Genomic DNA, 25,170 nt, shown 5'->3' on the forward strand with positions numbered 1-25,170 from the left:
GCACGCAAGCCCTTGATTTCATTGGAATTTGCATTTCGGCCTGCATACTTCGTATACAGTGCGCGAACCCCTGGTCGTCAACCTGGTTGACAGGTCTTCCTGCCGATGCTGATCCACGCCGTCCTGGCTTTCGCGCTGTTCGAAACACTGGCCCTCGCCGGCGTGCTGCTGTGGTGGGCCGACCGTGTCGCCGGGGCCCGGCTGCTGGCCGCGTTCCTCTTCGGCATCGCGGTCTGGATCACCGGCAACGAGCTGCCGAACTGGTTCGGGCCCGGCACCGAGCGCGCGATGATGGCCTTGCTGGCGACCGCGCCGCTGACCTCGTCGTTCTTCTTCCACTTCTGCGTGGTGTTCTGCCGCGTCGAGATCGGCCGGGCCGGCATCGTGGCCGCCTACGCGCTGGGCGCAGTCGCCACCCTCGCGGCCGAGATCCTGGTGCCCGGCCACATCGAATGGCACCGCGATGTCGGCTGGATCGCGATGGCCGACACCACGGGCTGGATCGCCAGCATGGCCTGGGTCATCCTGGGCATCGGCGGCGTCGCGGTGCTGCTGCGCTCGCTGATGCGTGCGCAGCGGCCGGCCTTCAGCCAGATCGCCGCCGTCACCGCATCGTGCCTGTGGGGCATGCTGTGCCTCACCGGCTACGGCATCGCGGTGCTCGACTGGCCGGTCTACCCGTTCCCGCTGCTCGGCCTGCCGTTCTATCCGCTGATCCTGGTCTACGGCATCCTGCGCTATGGCGTGTTCGTCGCCAACGCCTGGGCGCGCCGCGCGCTGGTGTGGGCGCTGCTGCTGGCGCTGGGCGCGGCCATCGTCGCGCTGACGCCGCTGCTGCCGATCGAGTCGCGCTGGATCGGCGGCTTGGCAGTGGCAGCCAGCTGCCTGGCGCTGAACGGTCCGGTGCGGCGCTTCGCCGAGCGGCTGGTGTACCCCGGCGGCGAGGTCACGGTGGCCGACCTCGGCGCGTGGCGCCATGCGCTGCAGGCGCCGGAGACGCCGCAGGCGCTGGCCGAGCGCGCCGCAGCCCTGCTGAGCGAGCGCATCGGCACGCGCGTCGAGGTGCAGGTCGGCGACGACGGCCCCGCCGCTGTCCAGGCGCCGCGCCTGGTGTGCCGCGCCGGCCCCGACGGCTGGACCACCGCGCTGCACGGCTGGGATGCCGCACCGCCCGGGCCGCGCCAGGTGGCCGAGCTGTTCGGCACCGTCGTCGCCGAAGCCGCGGCGCGCGTCGAGCAGGCGCGGCAGATCGCCGCGCGCGAGCGCGAACGCCAGTTGCAGGCACGGCTGRCCGAGTTGGGTTCGCTGGCGGCCACCGTCGCGCACGACATCCGCAACCCGTTGAACATCATCTCGATGGCCGTGGCGAGCGCACCGAGCGACACGCGGCGCGAGGTGGCCGACCAGGTCGCGCGCATCTCGCACCTGACGCGCGACCTGCTGGACTACGCCAAGCCGTGGAAGCTGTCGACCGCGCGCGTCGACCTTGCGGCCCACGTGCGCAGCGCCGCGCTGCGGCTGCCGGCCGTCAGCCTGGGCCCGGGGCTGGACGCTGAACTGGTGGTCGAGGCCGACCTGCGGCGCGTCGACCAGGCGCTGACCAACCTGGTCGAGAACGCGCGCACCGCGGCGGCCGATGGCGGTCAGGGCCGGGTGCACATCGATGCCGAGGCCACCGCCGATGCCGTGCTGCTGCACGTCTGCGACAACGGCCCCGGCGTGCCGGTCGAGATCCGCGAGCGGCTGTTCGAGCCCTTCGCATCGCGCAGCCCCGGCGGCACCGGCCTGGGCCTGGCGATCGTCGCGCGCGTGATGGGCGCGCACGGCGGCGCGGTGGCGCTGACCGAACGCGCGCCGTGGCGCACCTGCTTCACCCTGAGTTTCCCGCTGAACCTGCCGAGGACGAGCTGATGGACACCCCCGACACCGGCCGCGTGCTGCTGGTCGACGACGAAGCGGCGTTCCAGCGCCTGGGCGGCAACTTCCTGGCCGGCCTCGGGCACCAGGTGACGCTGGCCGGCGATGGCGAGCAGGCGCTCGACGCCTTCGAACGCCAGCGGCCCGAGCTGGTGCTGCTCGACCTGGCGATGCCGCCCCACATGGACCCGGAGATCGGCCTCGAGCTGATCCCGCGCTTCGCCCGCGTGCCGGTGGTGGTGCTGACCGGCCACGGCGAGCACGACCTGGCGCTGCGCGCAGCCGCGCTCGGCGCCTGGGATTTCCTGACCAAGCCGATCGACCCCGACATGCTGCGCTTCGTCGTCGCCCGTGCGCTGCGCAAGGCGCGGCTCGATGCCGAGCTGCAGGCGCTGCGCAGCGCGCAGGCGGCCGACGACCTGGGCCTGGTCGGCCAGGCGCCCGCCACCGCGCAGCTGCGCGCGATGGTGCGCCGCGTCGCGCAGACCAGCGTCAGCGTGCTGGTGCTCGGGCCCACCGGCACCGGCAAGGAGCTGGTGGCGCGCGCGCTGCACGCCTGCAGCGCACGCCAGGGCGGGCCCTTCGTCGCGATCCATTGCGGCGCGCTGTCGGCCGAGCTGCTGGAGAGCGAGCTGTTCGGCCACATGAAGGGCAGCTTCACCGGCGCCTACCGCGACCAGCCGGGCCTGGTCGAGGCGGCGCACGGCGGCACGCTGTTCCTCGACGAGGTGGGCGAGATGCCGCCGCCGATGCAGGTCAAGCTGCTGCGCTTCCTGCAGGAAGGCAGCTTCGTGCCGGTGGGCGGGCGGGTGCAGAAGCGGGCCGACACGCGCGTCGTCGCGGCGACGCACCGCGACCTGGAGGCGATGGTGCGCGAGGGCGCGTTCCGCGAAGACCTGTTCTACCGGCTCAAGGGCGTGGTGCTGCGCACGCCGTCGCTGGCCGAGCGGCCGGCCGACGTGCCGCTGCTGGCCACGCGCTTCCTGCAGCGCGTGGCGCCGCGTGCCGGCTTGTCGGCCGGCGCGCTGGCCTGGCTGACGGCGCGCGACTGGCCGGGCAACGTGCGCGAGCTGAAGGCGGTGGTGGAATCGGCCGGGGCGCTGCTGCTGCCGGAGCAGCGCGAGGTCGATGCCGACCTGCTGCGGCTGGCGAGCGGCGATCCGGCGGAAGCGCCGCGCGCCGAGGCACCGGCGACCGGCGACGGCCCGCTCGATGCGGCGCTGACCGAACTGGAACTGCGCCTGGTGCGCGATGCGATGACGGCCGCCGGCGGCAACCAGTCCGAGGCCGCGCGGCGGCTGGGCATCTCGCGCGTCGGGCTGATCAAGAAGCTGGGGCGCCTGGGTTTGCGTTAGGGCCGGCGCTGGTTCCTGCGATGTCGGCCAGGTCCTGCAGGGCCCATTCGGTCTCCTCGACGCTGCGGGCGATCGCGTCGCGCAGGTACTCGTGCGGCGTCATGCCGACCAGCCGGGCCGCCGCGGCCACGCGGGCCGCCAGCGTGTCGTCAAGGTGCAGGGGCGTCGATTCCATGGGCGCGAACTCGGTGGCGGGGATGGTCGCGACTGTAGGTGCGTCGGGGCCGGCGCCGGCCCCGGACATCTGTCCCGTTCGCGGCCGGCTCGCAGCACAATGCGGCATGCCCGAACCCGTGCTGCCCCCCGCCGATGCCGCGCGCCTGGCGTTGCGCTGCCTGGACCTGACCTCGCTGAAGGACGACGACTCGCCGGCCTCGATCGAGGCGCTGGCCGCGAAGGCGTTGACGCCGCATGGCGCGCCGGCCGCGCTGTGCGTGTACCCGGCCTTCGTGCCGGCCGCGCGCCGCGCGTTGTTCGAGCGTGGATTGGATGCGGTGCGCGTGGCCACGGTCGTCAACTTCCCGCGCGGCGAGGGGTCACCGGCCGAGGTGGCGGCGCAGGTCGAAGCGGCGCGTGACGCCGGCGCCGACGAGATCGACGCGGTGTTTCCGTGGCGCGCCCTGCAGGCCGGCGATGCGCAGGCCGGCGCGGCGCTGGTGGCCGCCTGCCGGCGCGCGAGCGGGCCCTTGCCGCTGAAAGTCATCCTCGAGACGGGCGAGCTGCAGCGCCCCGACCTGATCCGCGAGGCTGCCGAGATCGCGCTGCGCGAGGGCGCCGATTTCCTGAAGACCTCCACCGGCAAGGTGCCCGTCAACGCGACGCCGCAGGCCGTCGAGCTGATGGGTGCGGTGATTCGCGAACAGGGCGCGCGCGCCGGGTTGAAGGTGGCCGGTGGCGTGTCGACCATCGCCGACGTGCAGCGCTACATCGCGCTGGCGGCGCAGGTGTACGGCATCGGGCGGCTCGGCCCGGGCACGCTGCGCTTCGGCGCGTCCAGCCTGCTGCCGGTGCTGCTGGCGGCGATCGATGGCGGCGCGCCGGCCCGGTCGGCAGGCGGCTATTGAGCAAAGCAGACACGAAGGTGGACCTGGCGATGGCAAAGAACCTGTTCGGACCGAGAAACCTGTTCGGACCGAGAAACCCGTTCGGACTGAGAAACCCGTTCGGACTGAGCTTGTCGAAGTCCTGGYGGYCGTGCGCGGGCCGGTCCGGCGCGCTGCAGCCCGCACCCTTCGACACGGGGCTTCGACAAGCTCAGCCCCTGCTCAGGGCGAACGGYTTGTTGCGCGCAGRGCMCCCGTTCGGACTGARCTTGTCGAAGTCCTGGTGGYCGTGCGCGGGCSGSTCCGGCGCGCTGCRGCCCGCACCCTTCGACACGGGGYTTCGACAAGCTCAGCCCCTGCCCAGGGCGAACGGTTTGTTGCGCGCGGAGCACCCGTTCGGACTGAGCTTGTCGAAGTCCTGGCGGCCGTGCGCGGGCGGCTCCAGCGCGCTGCGGCTCGCACCGTTCGACACGGGGCGTCGACAAGCTCAGCCCCTGCCCAGGGCGAACGGTTCGCTGGTGTTCGTCGTTTCTTGAGAGCCATGCAGTTGCCGCAGGAGATCATCCGCCGCAAGCGCGACGGCCACGCGCTCGGCGGCACCGAGCTGCGCGAGTTCGCGCAAGGCATCGCGCAAGAGACGGTCAGCGAGGCACAGATCGCCGCGTTCGCGATGGCCGTCTGCTGGCGCGGCATGGACGCCGCCGAATGCGTCGCGCTGACGCTGGCGATGCGCGACAGCGGCAGCGTGCTGCGCTGGGACGATGCGGGGCTGCCCGGCCCGGTGCTCGACAAGCATTCCACCGGCGGCATCGGCGACACGGTGTCGCTGATGCTCGGGCCGATGCTGGCGGCCTGCGGCGGCTTCGTGCCGATGCTCTCGGGCCGCGGCCTGGGCCACACCGGCGGCACGCTGGACAAGCTGGAGGCGCTTCCCGGCTACCGCGCGGTGGCGACGCCGGAGCAGCTGCGCCGGGTCGTGCGCGAGGCCGGCGTCGCGATCGTCGGCGCCGGCGCGGCGCTGGCCCCGGCCGACCGGCGCTTCTACGCGGTGCGCGACGTGACGGCCACCGTCGAATCGGTGCCGCTGATCACCGCGTCCATCCTGTCCAAGAAGCTGGCCGCCGGGCTGGGCACGCTGGTGCTGGACGTCAAGTTCGGCAACGGCGCCTTCATGCAGCAGATGCCGCAGGCGCGCGAGCTGGCGCACAGCCTGGTCGAGACCGGCTGCGGTGCCGGGCTGCCCACCGAGGCGCTGTTGACCGACATGGGCCAGGCGCTGGCGCCCGCGGCCGGCAATGCGCTGGAGGTGCAGGTGGCGCTGGACTACCTGCGCGGCGTCGCGCGGCCCGCACGCCTGCATGGCGTCGTGATGGCGCTGGGCGCCGTCGCGCTGCGCCAGGCCGGCCTCGCGCGCGACGAAGCCGATGCACGTGCGCGCCTGCTGCGTTCGCTCGACAGCGGTGCCGCTGCCGAGCGCTTCGCGCGCATGGTGGCCGGGCTGGGCGGGCCGGCCGACGTGCTGCAGCATCCCGGCCTGCCGCAGGCCACGATCGTGCGCGACGTGGCGTGCGAAGGCGCCGGCTGGATCGGTGACGTCGATGCGCGCGCGCTGGGCATGGCGGTCGTCGCGCTGGGCGGCGGGCGGCGCGACAGCCGCGACGCGATCGATCCGTCGGTCGGCCTGTCGGCGCTGCTGCCGATCGGCACGCGGGTCGAGCGGGGCGTGCCGCTGGCCCGCGTGCATGCGCGCACCGAAGACCAGGCTGCCCAGGCCATCGCCGCGGTGCGTGGCGCCTGCCGGCTGTCCGACAGCGAACCGGCCGCGGCACCGTTGATCGCCGAACACATCACCCGGAACCCCTCATGACCGATGACGAACTGATCGCCCAGGCCCGCGCGGCGCGCGAGCACGCCTATGCGCCGTATTCCCGCTTCCAGGTCGGTGCCGCGCTGCGGGCCCGCGACGGCCGCGTCTTCCACGGCTGCAATGTCGAGAACGCGTCCTACGGGCTGTGCAACTGCGCCGAGCGCACCGCCTTCTTCAGCGCCATCGCGGCCGGCGTGCCGGTCGACGGTTTCGAGCGCCTGGCGGTGATCGGCAACACCGACGGGCCGATCTCGCCGTGCGGCGCCTGCCGCCAGGTGATGTTCGAGCTCGGCGGCCCGGCGCTGGCGGTGCTGCTGGCCAACCTGGCGGGCGTGCAGCGACGCACGACCGCCGGCGAGCTGCTGCCCGACGGCTTCCGCCTGTAGCCCGGATGCCCATCCGGGATCGCAATGGCACGGCCGACCCGGATTGGCATCCGGGCTACTCCGGGGTGCGGCGCGGCGTCTGCGAGCACGCTTCTTGCGAGAATGGCCCGCACCACTTTCCAGGGACACGACCCATGACCCACCGCATCGCCATCACCGTGGCCATCGCCGCTGCCGCCAGCCTGGCCCATGCCGAGCCGGCCGTCGTCTACGACGCCGGTGGCAAGTTCGACAAGTCCTTCAACGAGGCCGCCTACAACGGCATCGAGCGCTTCAAGAAGGAAACCGGCAGCGCCTACCTCGACTTCGAGATCTCCAACGACACGCAGCGCGAACAGGCGCTGCGGCGCATGGCGCAGAAGGGGGCCGACCCGATCATCGCGGTCGGCTTCGGCCATGCGTCGGCGCTCGACAAGGTGGCCAAGGAGTTCCCGAAGGCGCACTTCGCGATCATCGATTCCGAGGTCAAGCAGCCCAACGTGACCTCGGTGCTGTTCAAGGACCAGGAAGGCTCCTTCCTCGCCGGCTGGCTGGCGGCCACCACCAGCAAGTCGGCCAAGGTCGGCTTCGTCGGCGGCATGGACGTGCCGCTGATCCGCCGCTTCCAGTGCGGCTACGAGCAGGGCGCGAAGGTCGCGAACCCGAAGGTCGAGGTGGTCAGCAACATGACCGGTACGACGCCGTCGGCCTGGAGCGACCCGACGCGCGGCGGCGAGCTGGCGAAGGCGCAGTTCTCGCGCGGCGTCGACGTGGTGTTCGCCGCCGCCGGCGGCACCGGCATCGGCGTCTACCAGGCCGCGAAGGACCAGGGCAAGCTGGCCATCGGCGTCGACAGCAACCAGAATCACCTGCAGCCCGGCACGATGCTGTCGTCGATGCTCAAGCGCGTGGACAACGCGGTCTACGGCCTCGCCGTCGCGGCGAAGAACGGCCAGTGGAAGCCGGGCCTGGTGGTGCTGGGCCTGAAGGAGCAGGGCGTGGGCCTCGCGATGGACCAGAACAACGCCAAGCTGGTGAGCGACGACACGAAGAAGAAGCTGGCCACCGTGGAGGCCGACATCGTGTCGRGCAAGCAATCGGTCGCGAACTACACCCCCGAAGGCGGTTGCAAATACTGAGCTGCCTTGAGCCCTGACCTGGCCGTCGAGCTGCGCGGCATCCACAAGACCTTCGGCACGGTGCACGCCAACCGCGGCGTGAACCTTGCCGTGCAGCGCGGCAGCGTGCACGGCATCGTCGGCGAGAACGGCGCCGGCAAGTCGACGCTGATGAGCATCCTGTACGGCTWCTACCCGGCCGACGAGGGGCACATCGCGATCGACGGCCGCGTGGTCGCGCTGCGCGGCACGCACGACGCCATCCAGCACGGCATCGGCATGGTGCACCAGCACTTCATGCTGGTCGAGCGGTTCACCGTGCTCGAGAACATCGTGCTCGGCGCCGAGCAGGGCTTCGCGCTGGGCAAGAGCCTGGCCGCGGCGCGCCGCGAGCTGCAGCGGCTGGCCGCCGAGTTCGGCCTCGCGGTCGACCCGGACGCGCGCGTGTCCGAGCTGCCGGTGGGCGTGCTGCAGCGCGTCGAGATCCTGAAGGCCTTGTTCCGCGGCGCGCGCATCCTGATCCTCGACGAACCCACCGGCGTGCTGACGCCGCAGGAGACCGAGGCGCTGTTCCGCGTGCTGGCCACGCTGAAGGCGCGCGGCGTCACGGTGCTGCTGATCACGCACAAGCTGAAGGAGATCCTGGCCGTGACCGACCGCGTCACGGTGATGCGCGGCGGCAGCGTGGTGGCCGACCGCGAGACCGCGCAGACCAGCGAGGCGGAGCTGGCCGAGCTGATGGTCGGCCGCCAGGTGCAGCGCTCGGGCCGGCATGGCAGGCACGAGCGCGGTGGCTTGCGCCTGCAGGCCGAGGCCTTGAGCTGGCGCGATGCGGGCGGCGTGCTGCGGCTGCAGGACGTGTCGCTGTCGCTGCATGCCGGCGAGATCGTCGGCGTGGCCGGCGTGTCGGGCAATGGCCAGAGCGAGCTGCTGGCGCTGCTGAGCACGCTCGAGCCGCTGCAGCAGGGCCGCCTGCGGATCGACGGCGGCACCGACGGCGTGGCGGGCGGCTGGGTCGAGATCGACGCGGCGCATCCGGGCGATCCGCACCGGCTGCGCGCGCTCGGCGTCGCCCACGTGCCGGAAGACCGGCATCGCCTGGGCCTGGTGCTCGGCTTCGAGGCCTGGGAGTCGGCACTGCTCGGCTACGTCGACGATCCGACGGTGAAGCGCGGGCCGTTCATCGCCGGCGCGACGGCGCGCCTGCAGTGCCGCCGGATGATGGAGGAGTTCGACGTGCGCCCGCGCAACGAGCGCCTCGCGTCGTCGAAGTTCTCCGGCGGCAACCAGCAGAAGCTGATCCTCGCGCGCGAGTTCCGGCGCGCACCGCGCGTGCTGCTGATCGGCCAGCCGACGCGCGGCGTCGACATCGGCGCGATCGAGTTCATCCACCGCCGCATCGTCGAGCTGCGCGATGCCGGCTGCGCCGTGCTGCTGGTCTCCACCGAGCTGGACGAGATCCTGGCGCTGTCGGACCGCATCGTCGTGATGAGCGGCGGGCGCATCACCGGGGCGCTGGACCGGGGCGAGGCGGACGAGACGCGCCTGGGCTGCTTGATGGGCGACGCGAAGGGCGATGCAAGGGCGGCTGCATGAAGCATGTACCTGCCGTCTTGCCGCGCTGGATCGACGTCGTGCTGCTGCCGGTGCTGAATGTCGCGATGGCCTTGTTCGCTGCCGGCCTGGTGGTGTGGGCGATCGGGCAGAACCCGCTGACCGCCGTGCAGCTGCTGGTGCAGGGCGCGTTCGGCAGCGCGCTCGCGTGGAGCTACACGCTGTACTACACCACCAACTTCATCTGCACCGGGCTGGCGGTGGCGGTGGCCTTCCACTGCGGGCACTTCAACATCGGCGCCGAGGGGCAGGGCACGGTCGGCGGGCTGGGCGTCGGGCTGGTGCTGCTGGCGGGCGATGCCTGGCTGCCGGCGCCGCTGCTGGTGCCGCTGGCGATCCTGGGCGGGCTGCTGGCCGGCGCCGGCTGGGCGTTCGTGCCGGCTTGGCTGCAGGCACGCCGCGGCAGCCACATCGTCATCACGACGATCATGTTCAATTTCCTCGCGTCGACGCTGATGGTGTGGCTGCTCGTCAACGTCGTGAAGGTGCCGGGCAACCAGGCGGTGGAGTCGCGGCTGTTCGCGCCCGGCGCGGTGCTGCCGAGCGCGCAGGCGGTGTTCGGCGCGTTCGGCATCGACTGGCCCGACACGCCGCTGAACCTGGCCTTCGTGCTGGCGCTGCTGGCCTGCGTGCTGGTGTGGGCCATGCTGTGGCACACGCGGCTCGGCTATGCGCTGCGCGCGGTGGGCCTGGCCAGCGGCGCGGCGCGCTATGCCGGCATCGACCCGCGGCGGCTGACGGTGATCGCGATGTGCATCTCGGGGGCACTGGCGGCGCTGGTCGGCGCCAACGAGATCGCCGGCGTGCACCACAAGCTGCTGCTCGATTTCGTGGCCGGCGCGGGCTTCACCGGCATCGCGGTCGCGTTGATGGGGCGCAACCACCCGCTGGGCATCGTGCTGTCGGCGCTGCTGTTCGGCGCGCTGGCGCAGGGCGGCTCGGAACTGGTGTTCGAGATGCCGGCCTTCACGCGCGACATGTCGGTGGCGGTGCAGGGCTTCGTGGTGCTGTTCTGCGGCGCGCTGGCCTTGCTGCTGCGGCCGCCGGTGGCGTGGGTGTACGGGCGGCTGGCGAAGGTGCCGGCATGACGGACGACTGGCTGATCGTCGCGTCGGTGCTGGGGGCGACCTTGCGCATCGCGGTGCCGCTGGTGCTGTGCGCGCTGGCCGGCGTCTTCAGCGAGCGCGCCGGCGTGATCGACATCGGGCTCGAAGGCAAGATGCTTGCCGCCGCCTTTGCCGCGGCCTGCCTGGGCGCGATCGGCTGGCCGGCGTGGCCGGCGATGGCCGGCGCCATCGCGGTGTCGGCGCTGCTGGCGCTGGTGCACGCCTGGGCCTGCATCACGCACCGCGGCGACCAGATCGTCTCCAGCGTCGCGCTGAACGTGATCGCGGCCGGGCTGACGGTGGTGCTCGGGCTGGTGTGGTTCCACCAGGGCGGGCGCACGCCGAACATCGGCGACGCGAGCCGCTTCATGGCGCTGTTCCCGGATGCCGCGGGCGCGGTGCAGGGCTGGCCCGTCATCGGCCCGCTGCTGGCCGAGGGCCTGCTGCGCCACAACGTGCTGGTGTGGGTGACGGTGGCGCTGGTGCCGGCCTCGTGGTGGCTGCTGTACCGCACGCGCTTCGGGCTGCGGCTGCGCGCGGTCGGCGAGAACCCGGCGATGGTCGATGCCGCCGGCATCTCGGTGGGCGCGCTGCGCTATGGCGCGGTGCTGCTGGCCGGCGTGCTGTGCGGCGCGGCCGGCGGCTACCTGACGCTGGCGCAGAACGCGTCGTTCACGCCCGGCATGACGGCCGGCCGCGGCTTCATGGCGCTGGCGGCGATGGTGTTCGGCAAGTGGCACCCGCTGCGCGCGGCGGTGGCCTGCCTGCTGTTCGGCTTCCTCGACGCGGTGGCGATCCGGCTGCAGGGGGTGGTGCTGCCGGGCCTGGGCAGCGTGCCGGTGGAGCTGATCCAGGCCCTGCCCTACATGCTGACGGTGGTGCTGTTGGCAGGATTCTTCGGGCGCGCAGAGGCGCCGAAGGCGCTGGGCCGCGCCTACGTCAAGGAACGCTGAAACCTCGCCGCGCCAGTGTGCGGCAGCCCACAGACCGATCGAGAAGGACCTCCCAGACTCGGGACACGCCACCCGGCGAAGGAGTCCCGCATGAACGTCCTCTTCCGCAAGAATTCCCTGTTGGCACAGGTGCCGTTCGCGCTGGCCTTGTCGCTGGGCGCCGCGTCGGCGATGGCCGCCGACAGCGCGGCCGTCAAGGCGGCCACGCAGCGCTTCGAGCAGGACCGTGCCATCTGTGCCAGCGGCCGCTCGAACCAGGACCGCGCCACCTGCATGCAGGAGGCCACCGCCGCGCTGGCCGAGGTGAAACGCGGCCGGATGATGAACGCCAACGACACCTTCGTGCGCAATGCGCGCCTGCGCTGCCAGGCCTTGCAGGATGCCGACCGCGCCGATTGCGAGGCCCGCATGAGCGGGCAGGGCACGACCACCGGCACGGCGGCGGGCGGCGGCATCTACCGCGAGCTCGTCACGCGCGAGATCCTGCCGGCCGAGGCCCCCAAGCCGGCCGAGACGCCTGCACGTTGAACAGGGCGATCCCATGCTGAAAAATCAACCGGACAAGGCCTTCGCCAGCTATGCCGCTGCGGAAGACGCCTTCACCGCCGAGGGCGGCCACCTCGACCATCGCCGCGAGCCCAACCCCGGGCCACCCGATGCATGCGGAGCGGAGCGCACGGCGCTGATGGCGCAGTTCGCCATCCGCTACAACGGCAGCCACTACAGCTGCAACGGCATCCGCTACACGCACCTCGCGGACGCGGTGAACCATGCCCGCCTGGTGAAGGYGCGCGAGGCCGACCGGGTGCGCCAGCGCGATCCGGGCTCGCGCCCCGCCGAGGACCCGCCCAACGAGGCCGAGCGCAAGACGATGGCGGAACTTGCCATCGGGTTCAAGGACGGCGTCTATTCCTTCGCCGGCTTCGACTACCACTACCTGAGCGACGCGGTGCACTTCGCGACGCTGCGCCACAGCACCGACGACGGCGAGCACCCCCGATGAAGGCGGCGGTCTTCGTGGCGCCGGGGCGCATCGTGCTGGAGGACAAGCCGATCCCCGACGTCGGACCGCTGGACGCGCTGATGCGCATCACGACGACGACGATCTGCGGCACCGACGTGCACATCCTGAAGGGCGAGTACCCGGTCGCCCAGGGTTTGACGGTCGGGCACGAGCCCGTGGGCATCATCGAGAAACTGGGATCGGCGGTCAGCGGCTACACCGAGGGCCAGCGCGTGATCGCCGGGGCCATCACGCCCAGCGGCTGGAGCAACGCCTGCCTGTGCGGCACCTGTTCGCAGGACGGCGCCGGCACCGTGCATGGCTGGAAGGCGATGGGCGGCTGGAAGCTGGGCAATACCATCGACGGCTGCCAGGCCGAGTACGTGCTCGTGCCCGATGCGATGGCCAACCTGGCGCCGGTGCCGGACACGCTGACCGACGAGCAGGTGCTGATGTGCCCCGACATCATGTCGACCGGCTTCAGCGGCGCCGAGAGCGGCGGCGTGCGGATCGGCGACACGGTGGCGGTGTTCGCTCAGGGGCCGATCGGGCTGTGCGCGACGGCGGGCGCCAAGCTGGCGGGCGCGAGCCTGGTGATCGGCGTCGACCGCTTGCCCGAGCGCTTGCGCATGTCGCACCAGATGGGCGCCGACCACACGATCGACGGCAGCCGCGAGGACCCGGTCGAGGCCATCCTGCGGCTCACCGGCGGGCGCGGCGTGGACGTCGCGATCGAGGCGCTGGGCACGCAACAGACCTTCGAGGCCTGCCTGCGCGTGCTGCGCCCGGGCGGCACCTTGTCGAGCCTGGGCGTCTACTCGACCGACCTGACGATTCCGCTGGGTGCCTTCGCGGCCGGGCTGGGCGACCACCGCATCGTCACCAGCCTGTGCCCGGGCGGCAAGGAACGCATGCGCAGGCTGATGTCGGTGATCGAGAACAAGCGCCTGGACCTGGGCGCGATGGTCACGCACCGCTTCAAGCTGGACGACATCGAGGCGGCGTACGAACTCTTCGGCCACCAGCGCGACGGCGTGTTGAAGGTGGCGATCACGCCGTGACGGGCATGACCTGCGTGCCGGCCGTGCCGTGCACCATGGCCTCGATGTGGTCCAGCGAGCCGATCACGGCGCGGTGCCCGGTGGCCGTCGCGAACGCACACGCCGCGGCGACCTTCGGGCCCATGGATCCCGCCGCAAAACCCGACGCCTGCAACTGCGACGGGCTCACCCGGCCCAGCGCGCGCTGCGTCGGCAGCCCGAAGTCCAGGTAGACGGCCGCCACGTCGGTGGCGATGACCAGCAGGTCGGCGCCGAGTTCGCGTGCCAGCAGGCTGCTGCAGGCGTCCTTGTCGATCACCGCATCGACACCCTGCAGCCGGAAGCAATCGGGCCCGGCGCCCACCGGGATGCCGCCGCCGCCGGCCGCGATCACCAGGGCGCCCTGTGCCAGCAGCCACTCGATCGGCTTCAGGCCCAGCACCCGCATCGGGGCCGGCGAGGCCACCACGCGCCGGAAGCCCGGGCCGTCGGCTGCCATCGTCCAGCCCTTCTCGCGGCCCACGCGCTGCGCTTCGTCTGAGCCGTACACCGGGCCGATCGGCTTGGTCGGCTGCGCGAAGGCCGGGTCGTCCAGGCTGACCTGGATGCGCGTCAGCAAGGTGGCCACCACGCGCGACGGCAGCAGGTTGGCCAGCTCCTGCTCCAGCAGGTAGCCGATCATGCCGTCGGTCTGCGCGCCCAGCAGGTCCAGCGGATGCGGCTCGTGGCCGGCCCAGGCGGCAGCCTGCAAGGCCAGCAGCCCGATCTGCGGGCCGTTGCCGTGCGTCAGCACCAGCTCGTTGCCCGGCGCGATGCGCGCGATCTGCGCCGCCGCACGGCGGATGTTGGCCAGCTGGTTCGCATCGGTCAGGGGCTCGCCACGCCGCAGCAGCGCGTTGCCGCCGAGCGCGATGACGATCTTCAGGCCCTCATGCGCCATCCGCCGCTCCCCAGCGCCAGTGCGCGATCTCCGGCATGTCGATGCCATGCGTGTTGACGTAGGCCCGATGCTCCAGCAACCGGTCGCGCAACTGTTGCTGCACGTGGCCGGCCCGCCCGTGCAGCCGGGGCACGCGGTCGATCGCGTCGGCCGCCAGGTGGAAGCGGTCGAGCCGGTTCAGCACCGTCATGTCGAACGGCGTCGTCGTCGTGCCTTCCTCCTGGTAGCCATGCACATGGAAGTTGCCATGGTTGCGGCGCTTGTAGACCAGCCGGTGGATCAGCCACGGGTAGCCGTGGAACGCGAAGATCACCGGCGCATCGGCGGTGAAGAGGGAGTCGAACTCGGCATCCGGCATGCCGTGCGGATGCGCCGACGGCGACTGCAGCACCATCAGGTCGACCACGTTGACCACGCGCACCTTGAGCTCGGGCAACTGACGGCGCAGCAGGTCGACGGCGGCCATCGTCTCCAGTGTCGGCACGTCGCCGGCGCAGGCCATCACCACGTCGGGCGTGACACCGGCGTCGTTGCCGGCCCAGGTCCAGATCCCGGCGCCCTGCGTGCAATGGCGTGCCGCGGCGTCCACGTCCAGCCACTGCAGCTCGGGCTGCTTGCCGGCCACGATCACGTTCACGTAGTGGCGGCTGCGCAGGCAGTGGTCGACCACCGACAGCAGCGTGTTGGCATCCGGCGGCAGGTAGACGCGCACCACCTCGGCCTTCTTGTTGGCGACGTGGTCGATGAAGCCGGGGTCCTGGTGGCTGAAGCCGTTGTGGTCCTGGCGCCAGACGTGGCTGGTCAGCAGGTAGTTCAGCGACGCGATCGGGCGCCGCCAGGGGATRCCGCGCGTCACCTTCAACCACTTGGCGTGCTGGTTGAACATCGAGTCGACGATGTGGATGAAGGCTTCGTAGCACGAGAAGAAGCCGTGCCGGCCGGTCAGCAGGTAGCCTTCGAGCCAGCCCTGGCACAGGTGTTCGCTCAGCACCTCCATCACGCGCCCGTCGGCGGCCAGGTGCTCGTCGCCGTCGACGATCTGCGCGCTGCTCATGCGGCTGGTCACCTCGAACAGCGCGCCCAGCCGGTTCGACTGCGTCTCGTCCGGCCCCATCACGCGGAAGTTGCGCTCGGCGGCGTTCAGGCGCATCACGTCGCGCAGGTACTCGCCGCTGACCCGCGTGGCCTCGGCCCGCACGGTGCCGGGGGCGGGCACGGCGACCGCGTAGTCGCGGAAGGCCGGCAGCGCCAGGTCCTTCAGCAGCAGGCCGCCATTGGCATGCGGGTTGGCGCTCATGCGCCGCGGCCCGAGGGGCGAGAGCGCGGCAATCTCGGCGCGCAGCGCACCGCCGTCGTCGAACAGCTCGTGCGGCCGGTAGCTGAGCAGCCAGTCCTGCAGCAGCGCCACGTGCGCCGGCTTGGCGGCGAAGTCGGCCAACGGCACCTGGTGCGCGCGGAACGTGCCTTCGATCGGCACGCCGTCCACCTGCTGCGGGCCGGTCCAGCCCTTGGGCGAGCGCAGCACGATCATCGGCCAGCGCGGGCGGGTGCCGAAGCCGTTGGCGCGCGCCTCGGCCTGGATCGCGCGGATGCGGTCGAGCGCGGTGTCCAGCGCCTGGGCCATCAGCCGGTGCATGGCCATCGGCTCGTCGCCGACGACGAACAGCGGCTCATGGCCGTAGCCGCGCAGCAGCTGGGCGAGTTCGTCGTCGCCGATGCGCGCGAGCACCGTCGGCCCGGCGATCTTGTAGCCGTTGAGGTGCAGCACCGGCAGCACGGCGCCGTCGCGCACCGGGTTCAGGAACTTGTTCGAGTGCCAGCTGGCGGCCAGCGCGCCGGTCTCGGCCTCGCCGTCGCCGATCACGCAGCAGGCGAGCAGGGCCGGGTTGTCGAACACCGCGCCATAGGCGTGCAGCAGTGCGTAGCCGAGTTCGCCGCCTTCGTGGATCGAGCCCGGCGTCTCGGGCGCGACGTGGCTGGGAATGCCGCCGGGGAACGAGAACTGGGTGAAGAGCAGCTTCAGCCCGGCCGCGTCGCGCGTGACGTGCGGATAGACCTCGGTGTAGCGGCCTTCGAGGTAGGTGTTGGCCACCACGCCCGGGCCGCCGTGGCCGGGGCCGGCGATGAACAGGGCATCGAGCGCGCGGGCGTTGATCGCGCGGTTCATGTGCGCGTAGATGAAGTTCAGGCCGGGCGTCGTGCCCCAGTGGCCGAGCAGGCGCGGCTTGATGTGCGACAGCTGCAGCGGCTCGCGCAGCAGCGGGTTGTCCATCAGGTAGACCTGGCCGACCGACAGGTAGTTGGCGGCTCGCCACCAGGCGTCGAGCAGGCGGAAGTCTTCGGGCTGCGTCATCCGGCGAGGGTCACGGTCCACAGCGTGATCAGCACCAGGACCAGCGCCGCGAGCGGGCGTGGAATGAACGACGAGAGGGTCATGACGTCTCCTTCGAAGTGGAGTGCCCAGCCTGGACCGGGCGCGCGCCATCGTCTGTGTGCTGGCGCACAAAGGGGCCGGTCGGCCGGGGCCGATGCGGGCAGCACATCGAGGTCGAGGCCGAACGGGGGCGGGTATGTCACGAGGAGTTTTCCACCGTGCCACCACGCAATGACAGCGTCTCCCACACCGCCACCACCACCAGCACCGCCGTCACCGTGGTGGCCAGGCCGAGCGGCGACATGAAGCCCGACAGGCCACCGGCCAGCGCCAGCAGGCCGAACCCCACCAGGTGCGACAGCGGCGAGCGGCCCCACAGCATCGCCTTGAACGCCAGGTTGCCGAGCAGGAACAAGCCTGCGCCGCCCAGCGTCGTCGCGATGAAGGGCGCATCGACGTGGCCGTCGGGATGCACCAGCACCAGTTCGTCCGCGACCGCGGCGACCACGATGCCGGCGACGATGGGGATGTGCAGGTAGGTGTACAGCCGGCCGATGCGGCCGGGGTCTTCGGCGGCGGCGATCTCGTGTGCGCCTTTCTCGTAGCCGACGTGGAAGTAGATCCACCACATCGCCGCGCAGTCGATGAAGGCCACCGCGAAGGCGCTGACGGCCGGCAAGGTGGCCGGGTGCGCCGCCGCGGTGGCGCCGATCACGACGATCGATTCGCCGAGCGCGATCATGATGAAGAGCGAGCAGCGTTCGGCCAGGTGCGTGCCTTCGATGTCCCACTCGCGCGTGGGCGTGCGGCCGAGGCCGGGCACCCAGAAACCGAGCGACACCGAGGCGTACTCGATGGCGATGGCCAGCGCCCACAGGCCGACGCGCACGTTGCCCTCCCACAGCGTGCCGGCAAGCCAGCAGGCTCCGGACAGCAGCAACCACGCGCAGACGCGCTGGAAGTTGCGCCGCAGCTGCGGCCGGTTCGGTCCGAAGGCCCACACCATGAAGAGCGTGCGGCCGATCTGCATCAGCACGTAGCACCAGGCGAAGAGCGGCCCCTCGTGGTCGAACGCATGCGGCAGCGAGCAGGCGAGCAGCAGCCCGGCCAGCATCAGCACGAACATCAGCAGGCGCACCGTGGTGTGCTCGGGGTTGAGCCAGTTGGTGCACCAGGTGGTGTAGATCCAGACCCACCAGACGGCCAGGAACAGCAGGGTCGTCTCGATGGCGGTGCGGATGCCCAGGTGCGCGAGCAGCGTGTGCGACAGCTGGGTGATGGCGAACACGAACACCAGGTCGAAGAAGAGCTCGATGTTGGTGACGCGGGCGTGCGCGTGCTTGTCGCGTGGGCGCAGCAGGCCGGTGGAGGTTGGAGCGTTCACGCGGGCATGATAGGTGTGCTTGCCGTGCTGCGGCGCGAAGACTACGCCGGCCCCAACGCATCCACCACCGCCTGCAACGCCCGCCCGCAATCGTCCCGCGTCAACCCACCCCCCAGGCACAGCCGCAAGCCTTCAGGCGGCTGCCGGTCGGTCGAGAACGCACTGGCGGCCACCGCCGCCACGCCCAGTTCCCGCAACTCGGCCGCCATGCTGCTGGCCCGGCTCGTCCCGTCGACCTCGGCCAGCGGCAACCACGCATGAAACCCCTGCGGCTGCGTGCGCACGCCCCACGGCCCCAGGCGCTCGCGCATCAGCGCGCTGCGCCAGCTGCATTCGGCCCGCACCGCCGCCAGCACCTCGGAACCATGCCCCTGTTCCAGCCACCCCGTCACCACCGCGTTGATGAAGGGTGAGGCCATCACCGTGGTGGCCCGCAGCGCGCCGGCCAGCCGCTGCAACGCGGCGTGCCCCGGCGCCAGCACGTAGGCGGTGCGCACGCCGGCCCCCAGCCACTTCGACATGCCGCTGATGTAGTAGGCCAGGCCCGGCGCATGATCGGCCAGCGTCGGCGGCGTGGCCGCCGGCAGCATGCCGTAGGCATCGTCCTCGATGATCGGCACGCTGTAGCGCAGCGCGATGTCGGCGATCTGCTCGCGCCGGCGCATCGGCAACGTCGCGGTGGTGGGGTTGTGCAGGTTGGGGCACAGGTAGATCGCACCCACCGGCGTGGTCTTGCAGGCCGCCTCGAAGCCTTCGGGCAACAGGCCCTGCGCGTCCATCACCAACGGATGCAGCTGCGTGCCCAACTGCGCGGCGATGGCTTTCATGCCCGGATAGACCAGGCTCTCCACGCACAGGCTCTGGCCCGGCTTCACCAGCATCGAGACCAGCGCCAGCAGCACGCCGTGGATGCCCGGCGCCACCAGCACCCGCTCCGCTGCCGCGTCCGGCAGCCACTGTGCGAGCCATTGCGCACCGAGCGCGCGGTCGCGCGCCGTGCCGCCGAAATCCTGGTAGCGCATCAGGTCGTGCAGCGGGGTCGAGGTGATGGCTTCAGCCGCGCTCTGCTGCAGCGACTGCATCGCCGGATGGTCCTCGATCTCCGGCGGCATGTTCATCGTCATCTCGGCACCGGTGCCGGCACGCAGCGGCAGGCCGATGAAGGAGCCGCGCGCATACGAGCCCATGCCCGGGCGCGACGCGATCAGCCCGCGCTCGCGCGCCGCCGCGAAGCCGCGCACCACCGTCGTGTAGTTCAGCTGCAGCGTGCCCGCCAGCTCGCGCAGCGGCGGCAGGCGCTCGCGCGGCGCCAGCCGGCCCTGCTGCAGGTCCTCGGCAATCAGCTCGGGGATCAGCTGGTAGGCGGGCAGGCCGCTGCTCTTCAGGCGGGCGATCCAGTGCGTGAACGGCATGCGTCCAGTGTGCCTGTCGCAGCGCCTGATTGCATCGGCGCCGCCTCGGCAATGCCGCCGTGACGCGGTGCACGTCGGCCATTGATCGGGTGCATTGATTGCATCCCCGCAACCGATCTGGTGCAGGCCCGGCAGCGGCCTGCGGGTTGCGCTCCCGCCCACCGTCCGGCGCTGACGCCCTTTTGATCGCATCTTGATCGGCCACCCGCGGCGCGCCATGGCACGCCGGTCGCAATGGAGGAGGCGTCCGGCACCCGTTGCCGGCATCCGTTTCCCACCATCGTCGCTGCGAGGACCCACCATGCCGAAAGTCACCCATCCCGCTGCCCAGAAGGGCGATTTCCTGGTCGACTACGAAGAGAAGGTGTTCGAGGACGTGAAGGCCGAGCCGGGCGAGAAGGCCCTCGTCACCTTCCACACCGTCGCCTTCGAGGGCTCGATCGGCTTCGTCAACCTGCTGCAGGCCACGCGTCTGCAGCGCAAGGGCTTCGAGACCGCCATCCTGCTGTACGGGCCCGGCGTCACGCTGGGCGTCAAGCGCGGCTTCCCGAAACTCGGCGACGCCGCCTTCCCCGGCCACCAGAACTTCAACGAGCAGATCACCAAGTTCATCGCCGAGGGCGGCAAGGTCTATGCGTGCCGTTTCGCGCTGCAGGCGCTGTACGGCCACGGCGAGGGTGCGCTGATCGAAGGCGTGCGCGCGATCAACCCGCTGGACGTGCTGGACATCGTGCTGCTGCACCGCAAGGCCGGCGCCTTCATCCTCGACACCTGGACGCTCTGAGCACGGCCATGGCTGACCTCGCGAAGAAGAAGCCGGTGCGCGCTGCCGCGGCCCAGATCGCCCCCGACCTGGACAGCGCCGACGGCACGCTGGCGCGCGTGCTCGAGACCGTGCGCGACGCCGCCCGCCGGGGCGTGGAGCTGATCGTCTTCCCCGAGACCTTCGTGCCCTACTACCCCTACTTCTCGTTCGTGCAGCCGCCGGTGCTGCAGGGCCCGGCGCACCTGCTGCTGATGGAGCGCGCCCCCAGCGTGCCCGGCCCGCTGGCCGACGCGGTGGCCGCCGCCGCGCGCGAGGCCGGCATGGTGATCGTGCTGGGCATCAACGAGCGCGACCACGGCAGCCTCTACAACACCCAGCTCGTCTTCGACGCCGACGGCCGACTGCTGCTGAAGCGCCGCAAGATCACGCCCACCTACCACGAGCGCATGGTCTGGGGGCAGGGCGATGCCGCCGGGCTGGCGACGGTGGCCACGCGCGTCGGCCGGGTCGGTGCGCTGGCCTGCTGGGAGCACTACAACCCGCTGGCCCGCTATGCGCTGATGGCCCAGCACGAAGAGATCCACTGCGCGCAGTTCCCGGGCTCGCTGGTCGGACAGGTGTTTGCCGACCAGATGGGCGTGACGATCCGCCACCACGCGCTCGAGTCGGGCTGCTTCGTCGTCAATGCGACCGGCTGGCTGCGCGACGAGCAGGTTCGCGCCATCACGCCCGACGACAAGCTGCAGGGCGCGCTGCGCGGCGGCTGCCACACCGCCATCGTGTCGCCCGAGGGCCGCTACCTGGCCGAGCCGCTGACCGAAGGCGAGGGCCTGGTGATCGCCGACCTCGATTTCGCGCTGATCGCCAAGCGCAAACGGATGATGGATTCGGTCGGCCACTACGCACGGCCCGAGTTGCTGAGCCTGGCGATACGGCGCGAGCCGGCCAGCACCACCGTGCCGCTGGCTGCGGCACCGCACGACCCGCTCGTGTCCGTCTCGATGCCGTCCCCCGAAGGAGCCGCCCATGATTGACACCGCCCACCCCACGGCCTCGCGCGCACTGATGACCGAGCTGCAGTCAAGCGGCCTGCGCCTGCAGGACCCGGGTGCCGGCGCCGCCAGCCGGCGCGGCGGGGCGGGGCCGTCGGACCACAAGGCCGTCACCGTCGACGGCGTCACGCTGATGGTGCCGGTGCACACCGCCACGGCGTTCGCCTCGCCCTTCGTGGCCGACGCGCCGGGGCCCGACGGCCACAGCGTGCTGCGCCGCGACAGCATCCCGATCGCCCGCATCGCGTTCCCGAAGCAACCGCGCTTCTACGGGCTCAGCACGACCGACGGCGTGCCGTACCCGCAGATCGCCACGCTGCACGGCGCCGACGTGCTCGCCACCACCGTGCTGCAGACTTGCATCCGCTACGAGAGCCGGCGCAAGGCCTGCAGGTTCTGCGCGATCGGCCAGTCGCTGGCAGCGGGCCGCACCATCGCGCGCAAGACGCCGGCGCAGCTGGCCGAGGTGGCGAAGGCCGCGGTCGAGCTCGATGGCGTCAAGCACATGGTGATGACCACCGGCACGCCGCCCACGCCCGACCGCGGTGCCGCGGTGCTGTGCGAGAGCGCCGCGGCGATCCGCGCCGCGGTCGACCTGCCGCTGCAGGGCCAGTGCGAGCCGCCCGACAGCGACGCCTGGTTCCGGCGCATGAAGGACGCCGGCATCGACACGCTGGGCATGCACCTGGAGGTGGTGGGCGAAGACCTGCGCCGCCAGCTCCTGCCCGGCAAGGCCGAGGTGCCGATGGCGCGCTACTGGGATGCCTTTGCCGCGGCGGTGGACGTGTTCGGCCGCGGCCAGGTCAGCACCTACCTGCTGGCCGGGCTGGGCGACAGCGCCGAGACCTTGCTGGCCACCGGCGAGCGGCTTCTGGCACTGGGTGTCTACCCCTTCGTCGTGCCCTTCGTGCCGATCAGCGGCACGCCGCTGGAGGACCATCCCGCGCCGTCCGCCGCCTTCATGCGCAGCGTGCTGGAGCCGCTGGGCGAGCGGGTGGCCGAAGCCGGGCTGCGGGCCGGCGACATCAAGGCCGGCTGCGGTCGCTGCGCCGCGTGTTCCACGTTGTCGCGCTACGAAGCGCCGCTGGCGGCGTGATGGACCTGCAGGCATCCGCCTCCGTCGCCACGCCCGCCCTGCAACCCTGGTGCGAGCTGAGCGGCCTGTACGAGCCGCAGGAGTTCCGCATCCAATGGGCCAGCGATCCGTGGATGGACCGCCAGGCCTTGGCCTTGCGGCGCCAGGTGTTCTGCCGCGAGCAGGCGCTGTTCGACCACGACGACCTGGACGAGGTCGACCGCGGCGAGCCCAGCACGCGTTCGCTGGTCGCGCTGTCGTGCTTGGCCGGGCAGGCCGACGAGGTGATCGGCACGGTGCGCATCCACCAGGCCGCGCCGGGCACCTGGTGGGGCTCGCGGCTGGCGGTGCAGGCCGATTGGCGGCAGCACCGGCGCCTGGGCAGCAGCCTGATCCGGCTGGCGGTGTGCAGTGCCCATGCGCTCGGCTGCAGCGAGTTCCTGGCCCACGTGCAGGCGCAGAACGTGCCGCTGTTCCAGCGCCTGCAGTGGCAGGTTCTCGACGAGCGGGTGCTGCATGGCCGCGTGCATGCGCTGATGCGCGCCGGACTGGACCACTACCCGCCGTGCAGCACGCCGTACTCGGGCTTCGTGCTGACCCGGGAGCTGTCGTCATGAACCCGCTCGAAGACCTGGCCGACGCGTTGCGGGCCGGCCGCGGCTTCCGGCACAAGCGCGACCTCGCGGCGGTGCTGCCGCGGATCGGGTCCTCCTTCGGGCTGACCGCCGTGCCCAACGGCGACGACTGCGCGGTGCTGCCCGATGCGGACGGCCACCTGCTGCTGGCCATCGAAGGCCTGGTGCAGGATTTCGTCGAGGCCATGCCCTGGTTTGCCGGCTACAGCGGCGTGATGGTCAACCTGAGCGACATCGCCGCGATGGGCGGTCGGCCGCTGGCGGTGGTGGATGCGCTGTGGTCCGGCGAGCACGCGATGGCGCAGCAACTGCTGGCCGGCATGCGGGCCGCGTGCGAACGCTACGGCGTGCCGCTGGTCGGCGGCCACAGCAACCTGCGCAGTACCGGCGGCCAGTTGGCGGTCGCGGTGCTCGGGCGGGCCCGGCGACTGATCAGCAGCTTCGCAGCGCGCCCCGGCGATCGGCTGCTGGTGGCGGTGGACCTGCGCGGCCGCTGGCAGGACCCGTATCCGTTCTGGAATGCGTCGACCGACGCGCCGGCCGAACGCCTGCGCGGCGACATGGCCTTGCTGCCGCAGCTGGCCGAGGCCGGCCTGTGTGATGCCGGCAAGGACATCAGCATGGCCGGCGTGCTGGGCACGCTGCTGATGCTGCTGGAATGCTCGGGCATGGGCGCACGTGTCGACCTGGCGCAACTGCCGTTGCCGCCCGGCACGCCCGGCTGGGCCGACGGCCGTGCCGAGGCCCATGCGGCGCGGGTGCGCTGGCTCGGCGCTTTCCCCAGCTTCGGCTATGTGCTGAGCGTGCGCGAGGCGCAGGCCGGTGCGGTGCAGGCGCTGTTCGGTGCGCGGGGCATCGCCTGTGCCGACGTCGGCAGCGTGCAATCCGGAAGCCGGCTGGTGCTGCGCCTGCAGGACCAGGAAGCGCTGTTGTGGGACCTGGCCGAAGCGCCCTTCATCGGCGCCGCGGTGGCTGAACCGGCATGCACRTCGCCCTGCTGACGCATTCGGTGCGGCCGCGTGGCGGCGTCGTGCACACGCTGGAGCTCGCGCAGGCGCTGCGCGAGCGCGGCCACCGCGTGACGGTGCTGGCCTCGGCCGAACCGGGCGAGCGGCTGTTCCGCGACGTGGACTTCCCGGTCGAGCTGATCCGCCTGCCGGTGCTCGGCGGTGACCTGGTCGCGCAGGTGCGGCAGCGCATCGAGACGCTGGTCGACGCGTTGCCGCCGCTGTTGCAGGCCGGCCGCTACGACCTGCTGCATGCGCAGGACAGCCTGAGCGGCAATGCGCTGGCGATCCTCGGCGAGCGCGGGCTGCCGCTGCCGGTCTGGCTGCGCACCGTGCACCACCTGGACGTGTTCGGGCAGGACACGCTGAACCGCTGGCAGGAGCGCGCCTGGCGCGCGGCCGACGGCGTGGCCTGCGTCAGCGACAGCTGGTGCGACCATGTCCGCGACGACCTGGGCGGCGCCCCGGAGCGGATGTTCAATGGCGTCAACTTGGGGCGCTACCACCCCGGGCCGGATGCGGGCGATCCCGCGCGGTTGCAGGCCCTGGGCGTGCCGGCCGCCGGGCGCGTCTGCCTGCTGGTCGGCGGCGTCGAGGAGCGCAAGAACAGCGTGCGGCTGCTGCAGGCCTTTGCGAGGCTGCGCCACGGCGATCCGGCCTGGGCCGATGCATGCCTGGTGGTGGCCGGCGGCGCCAGCATGCTGGACCACAGCGGCGCTCGCCGGGCCTGGTGTCGGGCCCTCGCCGACCAGGGCCTGGCGGAGGGCGCGGGCCACCCGGTACTGCGCACCGGCCCACTGCCGGACGAGATGCTGCCGGCCCTGATGCGCCGTGCCACCGTGCTGGCCATGCCCTCGCTGGTCGAAGGCTTCGGCCTGGCGGCGCTGGAGGCGCTGGCCTGCGGCACGCCGGTGCTGGTGTCGCGCCGCCCACCTTTCACCGAACACCTGCACGACACGCCGGCCGTGGCTTGGTGCACCCCCGAGGACACGGCATCGATCGCAGCCGGCCTGCAGGCCGCCGCGCTGCTGCCGCGCCTGGGCACGCCGCCGGCGGTCTGCCGGGCCCACAGCTGGGCGCGCAGCGCCGCGCTGCACGAGGCCTGGTACGCACGTGCACTGACTGCTTCCTGAACCGGAGATTC

General features: G+C 71.8%; 23 protein-coding genes. 18 read left to right on the forward strand and 5 right to left on the reverse strand.

Features of this window, described 5'->3' with window-relative positions:
* The first annotated feature begins 105 nt into the window (after positions 1–105).
* Positions 106–1,911 carry a sensor histidine kinase gene (locus AC1DYN_RS13310; RefSeq protein WP_477960190.1) on the forward strand — a complete coding sequence of 602 codons (1,806 nt, stop codon included), beginning with the start codon at positions 106–108 and terminating at the stop codon, positions 1,909–1,911.
* Complete coding sequence (locus AC1DYN_RS13315; RefSeq protein WP_477960191.1) at positions 1,911–3,272, forward strand: sigma-54-dependent transcriptional regulator; 1,362 nt, start codon at positions 1,911–1,913, stop codon at positions 3,270–3,272. The genes AC1DYN_RS13310 and AC1DYN_RS13315 overlap by 1 nt, the downstream gene beginning before the upstream one ends.
* Here the strand turns inward: AC1DYN_RS13315 and AC1DYN_RS13320 are convergent.
* Positions 3,241–3,447, reverse strand: a complete 207-nt coding sequence (locus tag AC1DYN_RS13320) for a hypothetical protein (protein WP_477960192.1) — start codon at positions 3,445–3,447, stop codon at positions 3,241–3,243. The two genes, AC1DYN_RS13315 and AC1DYN_RS13320, sit on opposite strands and share 32 nt — an antisense overlap.
* Positions 3,448–3,553: 106 nt before the next feature.
* Here AC1DYN_RS13320 and deoC point away from each other — a divergent pair, with 106 nt between their 5' ends.
* The 10 genes from deoC to AC1DYN_RS13370 all read left to right on the forward strand — a co-directional run bounded on the left by deoC (position 3,554) and on the right by AC1DYN_RS13370 (position 13,402).
* Positions 3,554–4,336: a deoxyribose-phosphate aldolase gene (gene deoC, locus AC1DYN_RS13325; protein ID WP_477960193.1), complete on the forward strand. Its 783-nt coding sequence runs from the start codon at positions 3,554–3,556 to the stop codon at positions 4,334–4,336.
* A gap of 520 nt (positions 4,337–4,856) precedes the next feature.
* Positions 4,857–6,182 carry a thymidine phosphorylase gene (gene deoA / locus AC1DYN_RS13330; RefSeq protein WP_477960194.1) on the forward strand — a complete coding sequence of 442 codons (1,326 nt, stop codon included), beginning with the start codon at positions 4,857–4,859 and terminating at the stop codon, positions 6,180–6,182.
* Positions 6,179–6,568: a cytidine deaminase gene (locus AC1DYN_RS13335; RefSeq protein ID WP_477960196.1), complete on the forward strand. Its 390-nt coding sequence runs from the start codon at positions 6,179–6,181 to the stop codon at positions 6,566–6,568. The genes deoA and AC1DYN_RS13335 overlap by 4 nt, the downstream gene beginning before the upstream one ends.
* A gap of 134 nt (positions 6,569–6,702) precedes the next feature.
* On the forward strand, positions 6,703–7,686 hold the full coding sequence (locus tag AC1DYN_RS13340; RefSeq protein WP_477960198.1) for a BMP family lipoprotein: 984 nt from the start codon (positions 6,703–6,705) through the stop codon (positions 7,684–7,686).
* 6 nt (positions 7,687–7,692) lie between these two features.
* The gene (locus AC1DYN_RS13345) at positions 7,693–9,261 is read left to right on the forward strand and encodes an ABC transporter ATP-binding protein (RefSeq protein WP_477960200.1); all 1,569 of its coding nucleotides are present in this window, start codon (positions 7,693–7,695) and stop codon (positions 9,259–9,261) included.
* Positions 9,258–10,367: an ABC transporter permease gene (locus tag AC1DYN_RS13350; protein WP_477960201.1), complete on the forward strand. Its 1,110-nt coding sequence runs from the start codon at positions 9,258–9,260 to the stop codon at positions 10,365–10,367. Before AC1DYN_RS13345 ends, AC1DYN_RS13350 begins: the two co-directional genes overlap by 4 nt.
* Positions 10,364–11,338 (forward strand): ABC transporter permease, encoded by a 975-nt coding sequence (locus AC1DYN_RS13355; protein ID WP_477960203.1) that lies wholly within the window; start codon positions 10,364–10,366, stop codon positions 11,336–11,338. Before AC1DYN_RS13350 ends, AC1DYN_RS13355 begins: the two co-directional genes overlap by 4 nt.
* A gap of 90 nt (positions 11,339–11,428) precedes the next feature.
* Positions 11,429–11,866: a hypothetical protein gene (locus AC1DYN_RS13360; protein WP_477960205.1), complete on the forward strand. Its 438-nt coding sequence runs from the start codon at positions 11,429–11,431 to the stop codon at positions 11,864–11,866.
* 13 nt (positions 11,867–11,879) lie between these two features.
* The gene (locus tag AC1DYN_RS13365) at positions 11,880–12,341 is read left to right on the forward strand and encodes a hypothetical protein (protein ID WP_477960207.1); all 462 of its coding nucleotides are present in this window, start codon (positions 11,880–11,882) and stop codon (positions 12,339–12,341) included.
* A complete protein-coding gene (locus tag AC1DYN_RS13370; RefSeq protein WP_477960209.1) occupies positions 12,338–13,402 on the forward strand; it encodes an NAD(P)-dependent alcohol dehydrogenase in 1,065 nt (354 codons plus the stop codon). The genes AC1DYN_RS13365 and AC1DYN_RS13370 overlap by 4 nt, the downstream gene beginning before the upstream one ends.
* On the opposite strand, the gene arcC is transcribed toward AC1DYN_RS13370, so the two are convergent.
* From arcC to AC1DYN_RS13390, 4 genes are all read right to left on the reverse strand, one after another.
* On the reverse strand, positions 13,392–14,306 hold the full coding sequence (arcC, locus tag AC1DYN_RS13375; RefSeq protein ID WP_477960255.1) for a carbamate kinase: 915 nt from the start codon (positions 14,304–14,306) through the stop codon (positions 13,392–13,394). The genes AC1DYN_RS13370 and arcC overlap by 11 nt on opposite strands.
* Positions 14,307–14,310: 4 nt before the next feature.
* Complete coding sequence (locus AC1DYN_RS13380; protein ID WP_477960211.1) at positions 14,311–16,674, reverse strand: phosphoketolase family protein; 2,364 nt, start codon at positions 16,672–16,674, stop codon at positions 14,311–14,313.
* Positions 16,675–16,894: 220 nt separating this feature from the next.
* Positions 16,895–18,079 carry a low temperature requirement protein A gene (locus AC1DYN_RS13385; RefSeq protein WP_477960213.1) on the reverse strand — a complete coding sequence of 395 codons (1,185 nt, stop codon included), beginning with the start codon at positions 18,077–18,079 and terminating at the stop codon, positions 16,895–16,897.
* A 41-nt stretch (positions 18,080–18,120) separates the two neighbouring features.
* Positions 18,121–19,491, reverse strand: a complete 1,371-nt coding sequence (locus tag AC1DYN_RS13390) for an aminotransferase-like domain-containing protein (RefSeq protein ID WP_477960215.1) — start codon at positions 19,489–19,491, stop codon at positions 18,121–18,123.
* A 301-nt stretch (positions 19,492–19,792) separates the two neighbouring features.
* On the opposite strand from AC1DYN_RS13390, the gene AC1DYN_RS13395 reads away from it, so the two are divergent.
* The 6 genes from AC1DYN_RS13395 to AC1DYN_RS13420 are packed head-to-tail and all read left to right on the forward strand — an operon-like array spanning position 19,793 to position 25,159.
* Positions 19,793–20,275, forward strand: coding sequence for an MSMEG_0572/Sll0783 family nitrogen starvation response protein (locus tag AC1DYN_RS13395; RefSeq protein WP_477960217.1), 483 nt, complete (start codon positions 19,793–19,795; stop codon positions 20,273–20,275).
* An 8-nt stretch (positions 20,276–20,283) separates the two neighbouring features.
* Positions 20,284–21,291 (forward strand): Nit6803 family nitrilase, encoded by a 1,008-nt coding sequence (locus AC1DYN_RS13400; protein ID WP_477960219.1) that lies wholly within the window; start codon positions 20,284–20,286, stop codon positions 21,289–21,291.
* A 31-nt stretch (positions 21,292–21,322) separates the two neighbouring features.
* A complete protein-coding gene (locus tag AC1DYN_RS13405) occupies positions 21,323–22,405 on the forward strand; it encodes an MSMEG_0568 family radical SAM protein (RefSeq protein ID WP_477960257.1) in 1,083 nt (360 codons plus the stop codon).
* Positions 22,405–23,001, forward strand: coding sequence for an MSMEG_0567/Sll0786 family nitrogen starvation N-acetyltransferase (locus AC1DYN_RS13410; protein ID WP_477960221.1), 597 nt, complete (start codon positions 22,405–22,407; stop codon positions 22,999–23,001). The genes AC1DYN_RS13405 and AC1DYN_RS13410 overlap by 1 nt, the downstream gene beginning before the upstream one ends.
* Complete coding sequence (locus tag AC1DYN_RS13415) at positions 22,998–24,020, forward strand: sll0787 family AIR synthase-like protein (protein WP_477960223.1); 1,023 nt, start codon at positions 22,998–23,000, stop codon at positions 24,018–24,020. The genes AC1DYN_RS13410 and AC1DYN_RS13415 overlap by 4 nt, the downstream gene beginning before the upstream one ends.
* The gene (locus tag AC1DYN_RS13420) at positions 24,002–25,159 is read left to right on the forward strand and encodes an MSMEG_0565 family glycosyltransferase (RefSeq protein WP_477960225.1); all 1,158 of its coding nucleotides are present in this window, start codon (positions 24,002–24,004) and stop codon (positions 25,157–25,159) included. The genes AC1DYN_RS13415 and AC1DYN_RS13420 overlap by 19 nt, the downstream gene beginning before the upstream one ends.
* Positions 25,160–25,170 lie beyond the last annotated feature (11 nt).

This window comes from Rhizobacter sp. P2_D12, assembly GCF_056404395.1.

Excerpts from the sequence above, each read along its gene's own strand:
- AC1DYN_RS13335 (WP_477960196.1), top strand. The coding sequence starts at position 6,179 with ATGACCGATGACGAACTGATCGCCCAGGCCCGCGCGGCGCGCGAGCAC.
- AC1DYN_RS13390 (WP_477960215.1), bottom strand. The coding sequence starts at position 19,491 with ATGCCGTTCACGCACTGGATCGCCCGCCTGAAGAGCAGCGGCCTGCCC.
- AC1DYN_RS13320 (WP_477960192.1), bottom strand. The coding sequence starts at position 3,447 with ATGGAATCGACGCCCCTGCACCTTGACGACACGCTGGCGGCCCGCGTG.
- AC1DYN_RS13370 (WP_477960209.1), top strand. The coding sequence starts at position 12,338 with ATGAAGGCGGCGGTCTTCGTGGCGCCGGGGCGCATCGTGCTGGAGGAC.
- AC1DYN_RS13395 (WP_477960217.1), top strand. The coding sequence starts at position 19,793 with ATGCCGAAAGTCACCCATCCCGCTGCCCAGAAGGGCGATTTCCTGGTC.
- deoA (WP_477960194.1), top strand. The coding sequence starts at position 4,857 with ATGCAGTTGCCGCAGGAGATCATCCGCCGCAAGCGCGACGGCCACGCG.
- AC1DYN_RS13360 (WP_477960205.1), top strand. The coding sequence starts at position 11,429 with ATGAACGTCCTCTTCCGCAAGAATTCCCTGTTGGCACAGGTGCCGTTC.
- AC1DYN_RS13355 (WP_477960203.1), top strand. The coding sequence starts at position 10,364 with ATGACGGACGACTGGCTGATCGTCGCGTCGGTGCTGGGGGCGACCTTG.
- AC1DYN_RS13315 (WP_477960191.1), top strand. The coding sequence starts at position 1,911 with ATGGACACCCCCGACACCGGCCGCGTGCTGCTGGTCGACGACGAAGCG.
- AC1DYN_RS13405 (WP_477960257.1), top strand. The coding sequence starts at position 21,323 with ATGACCGAGCTGCAGTCAAGCGGCCTGCGCCTGCAGGACCCGGGTGCC.
- AC1DYN_RS13350 (WP_477960201.1), top strand. The coding sequence starts at position 9,258 with ATGAAGCATGTACCTGCCGTCTTGCCGCGCTGGATCGACGTCGTGCTG.
- deoC (WP_477960193.1), top strand. The coding sequence starts at position 3,554 with ATGCCCGAACCCGTGCTGCCCCCCGCCGATGCCGCGCGCCTGGCGTTG.
- AC1DYN_RS13410 (WP_477960221.1), top strand. The coding sequence starts at position 22,405 with ATGGACCTGCAGGCATCCGCCTCCGTCGCCACGCCCGCCCTGCAACCC.
- AC1DYN_RS13400 (WP_477960219.1), top strand. The coding sequence starts at position 20,284 with ATGGCTGACCTCGCGAAGAAGAAGCCGGTGCGCGCTGCCGCGGCCCAG.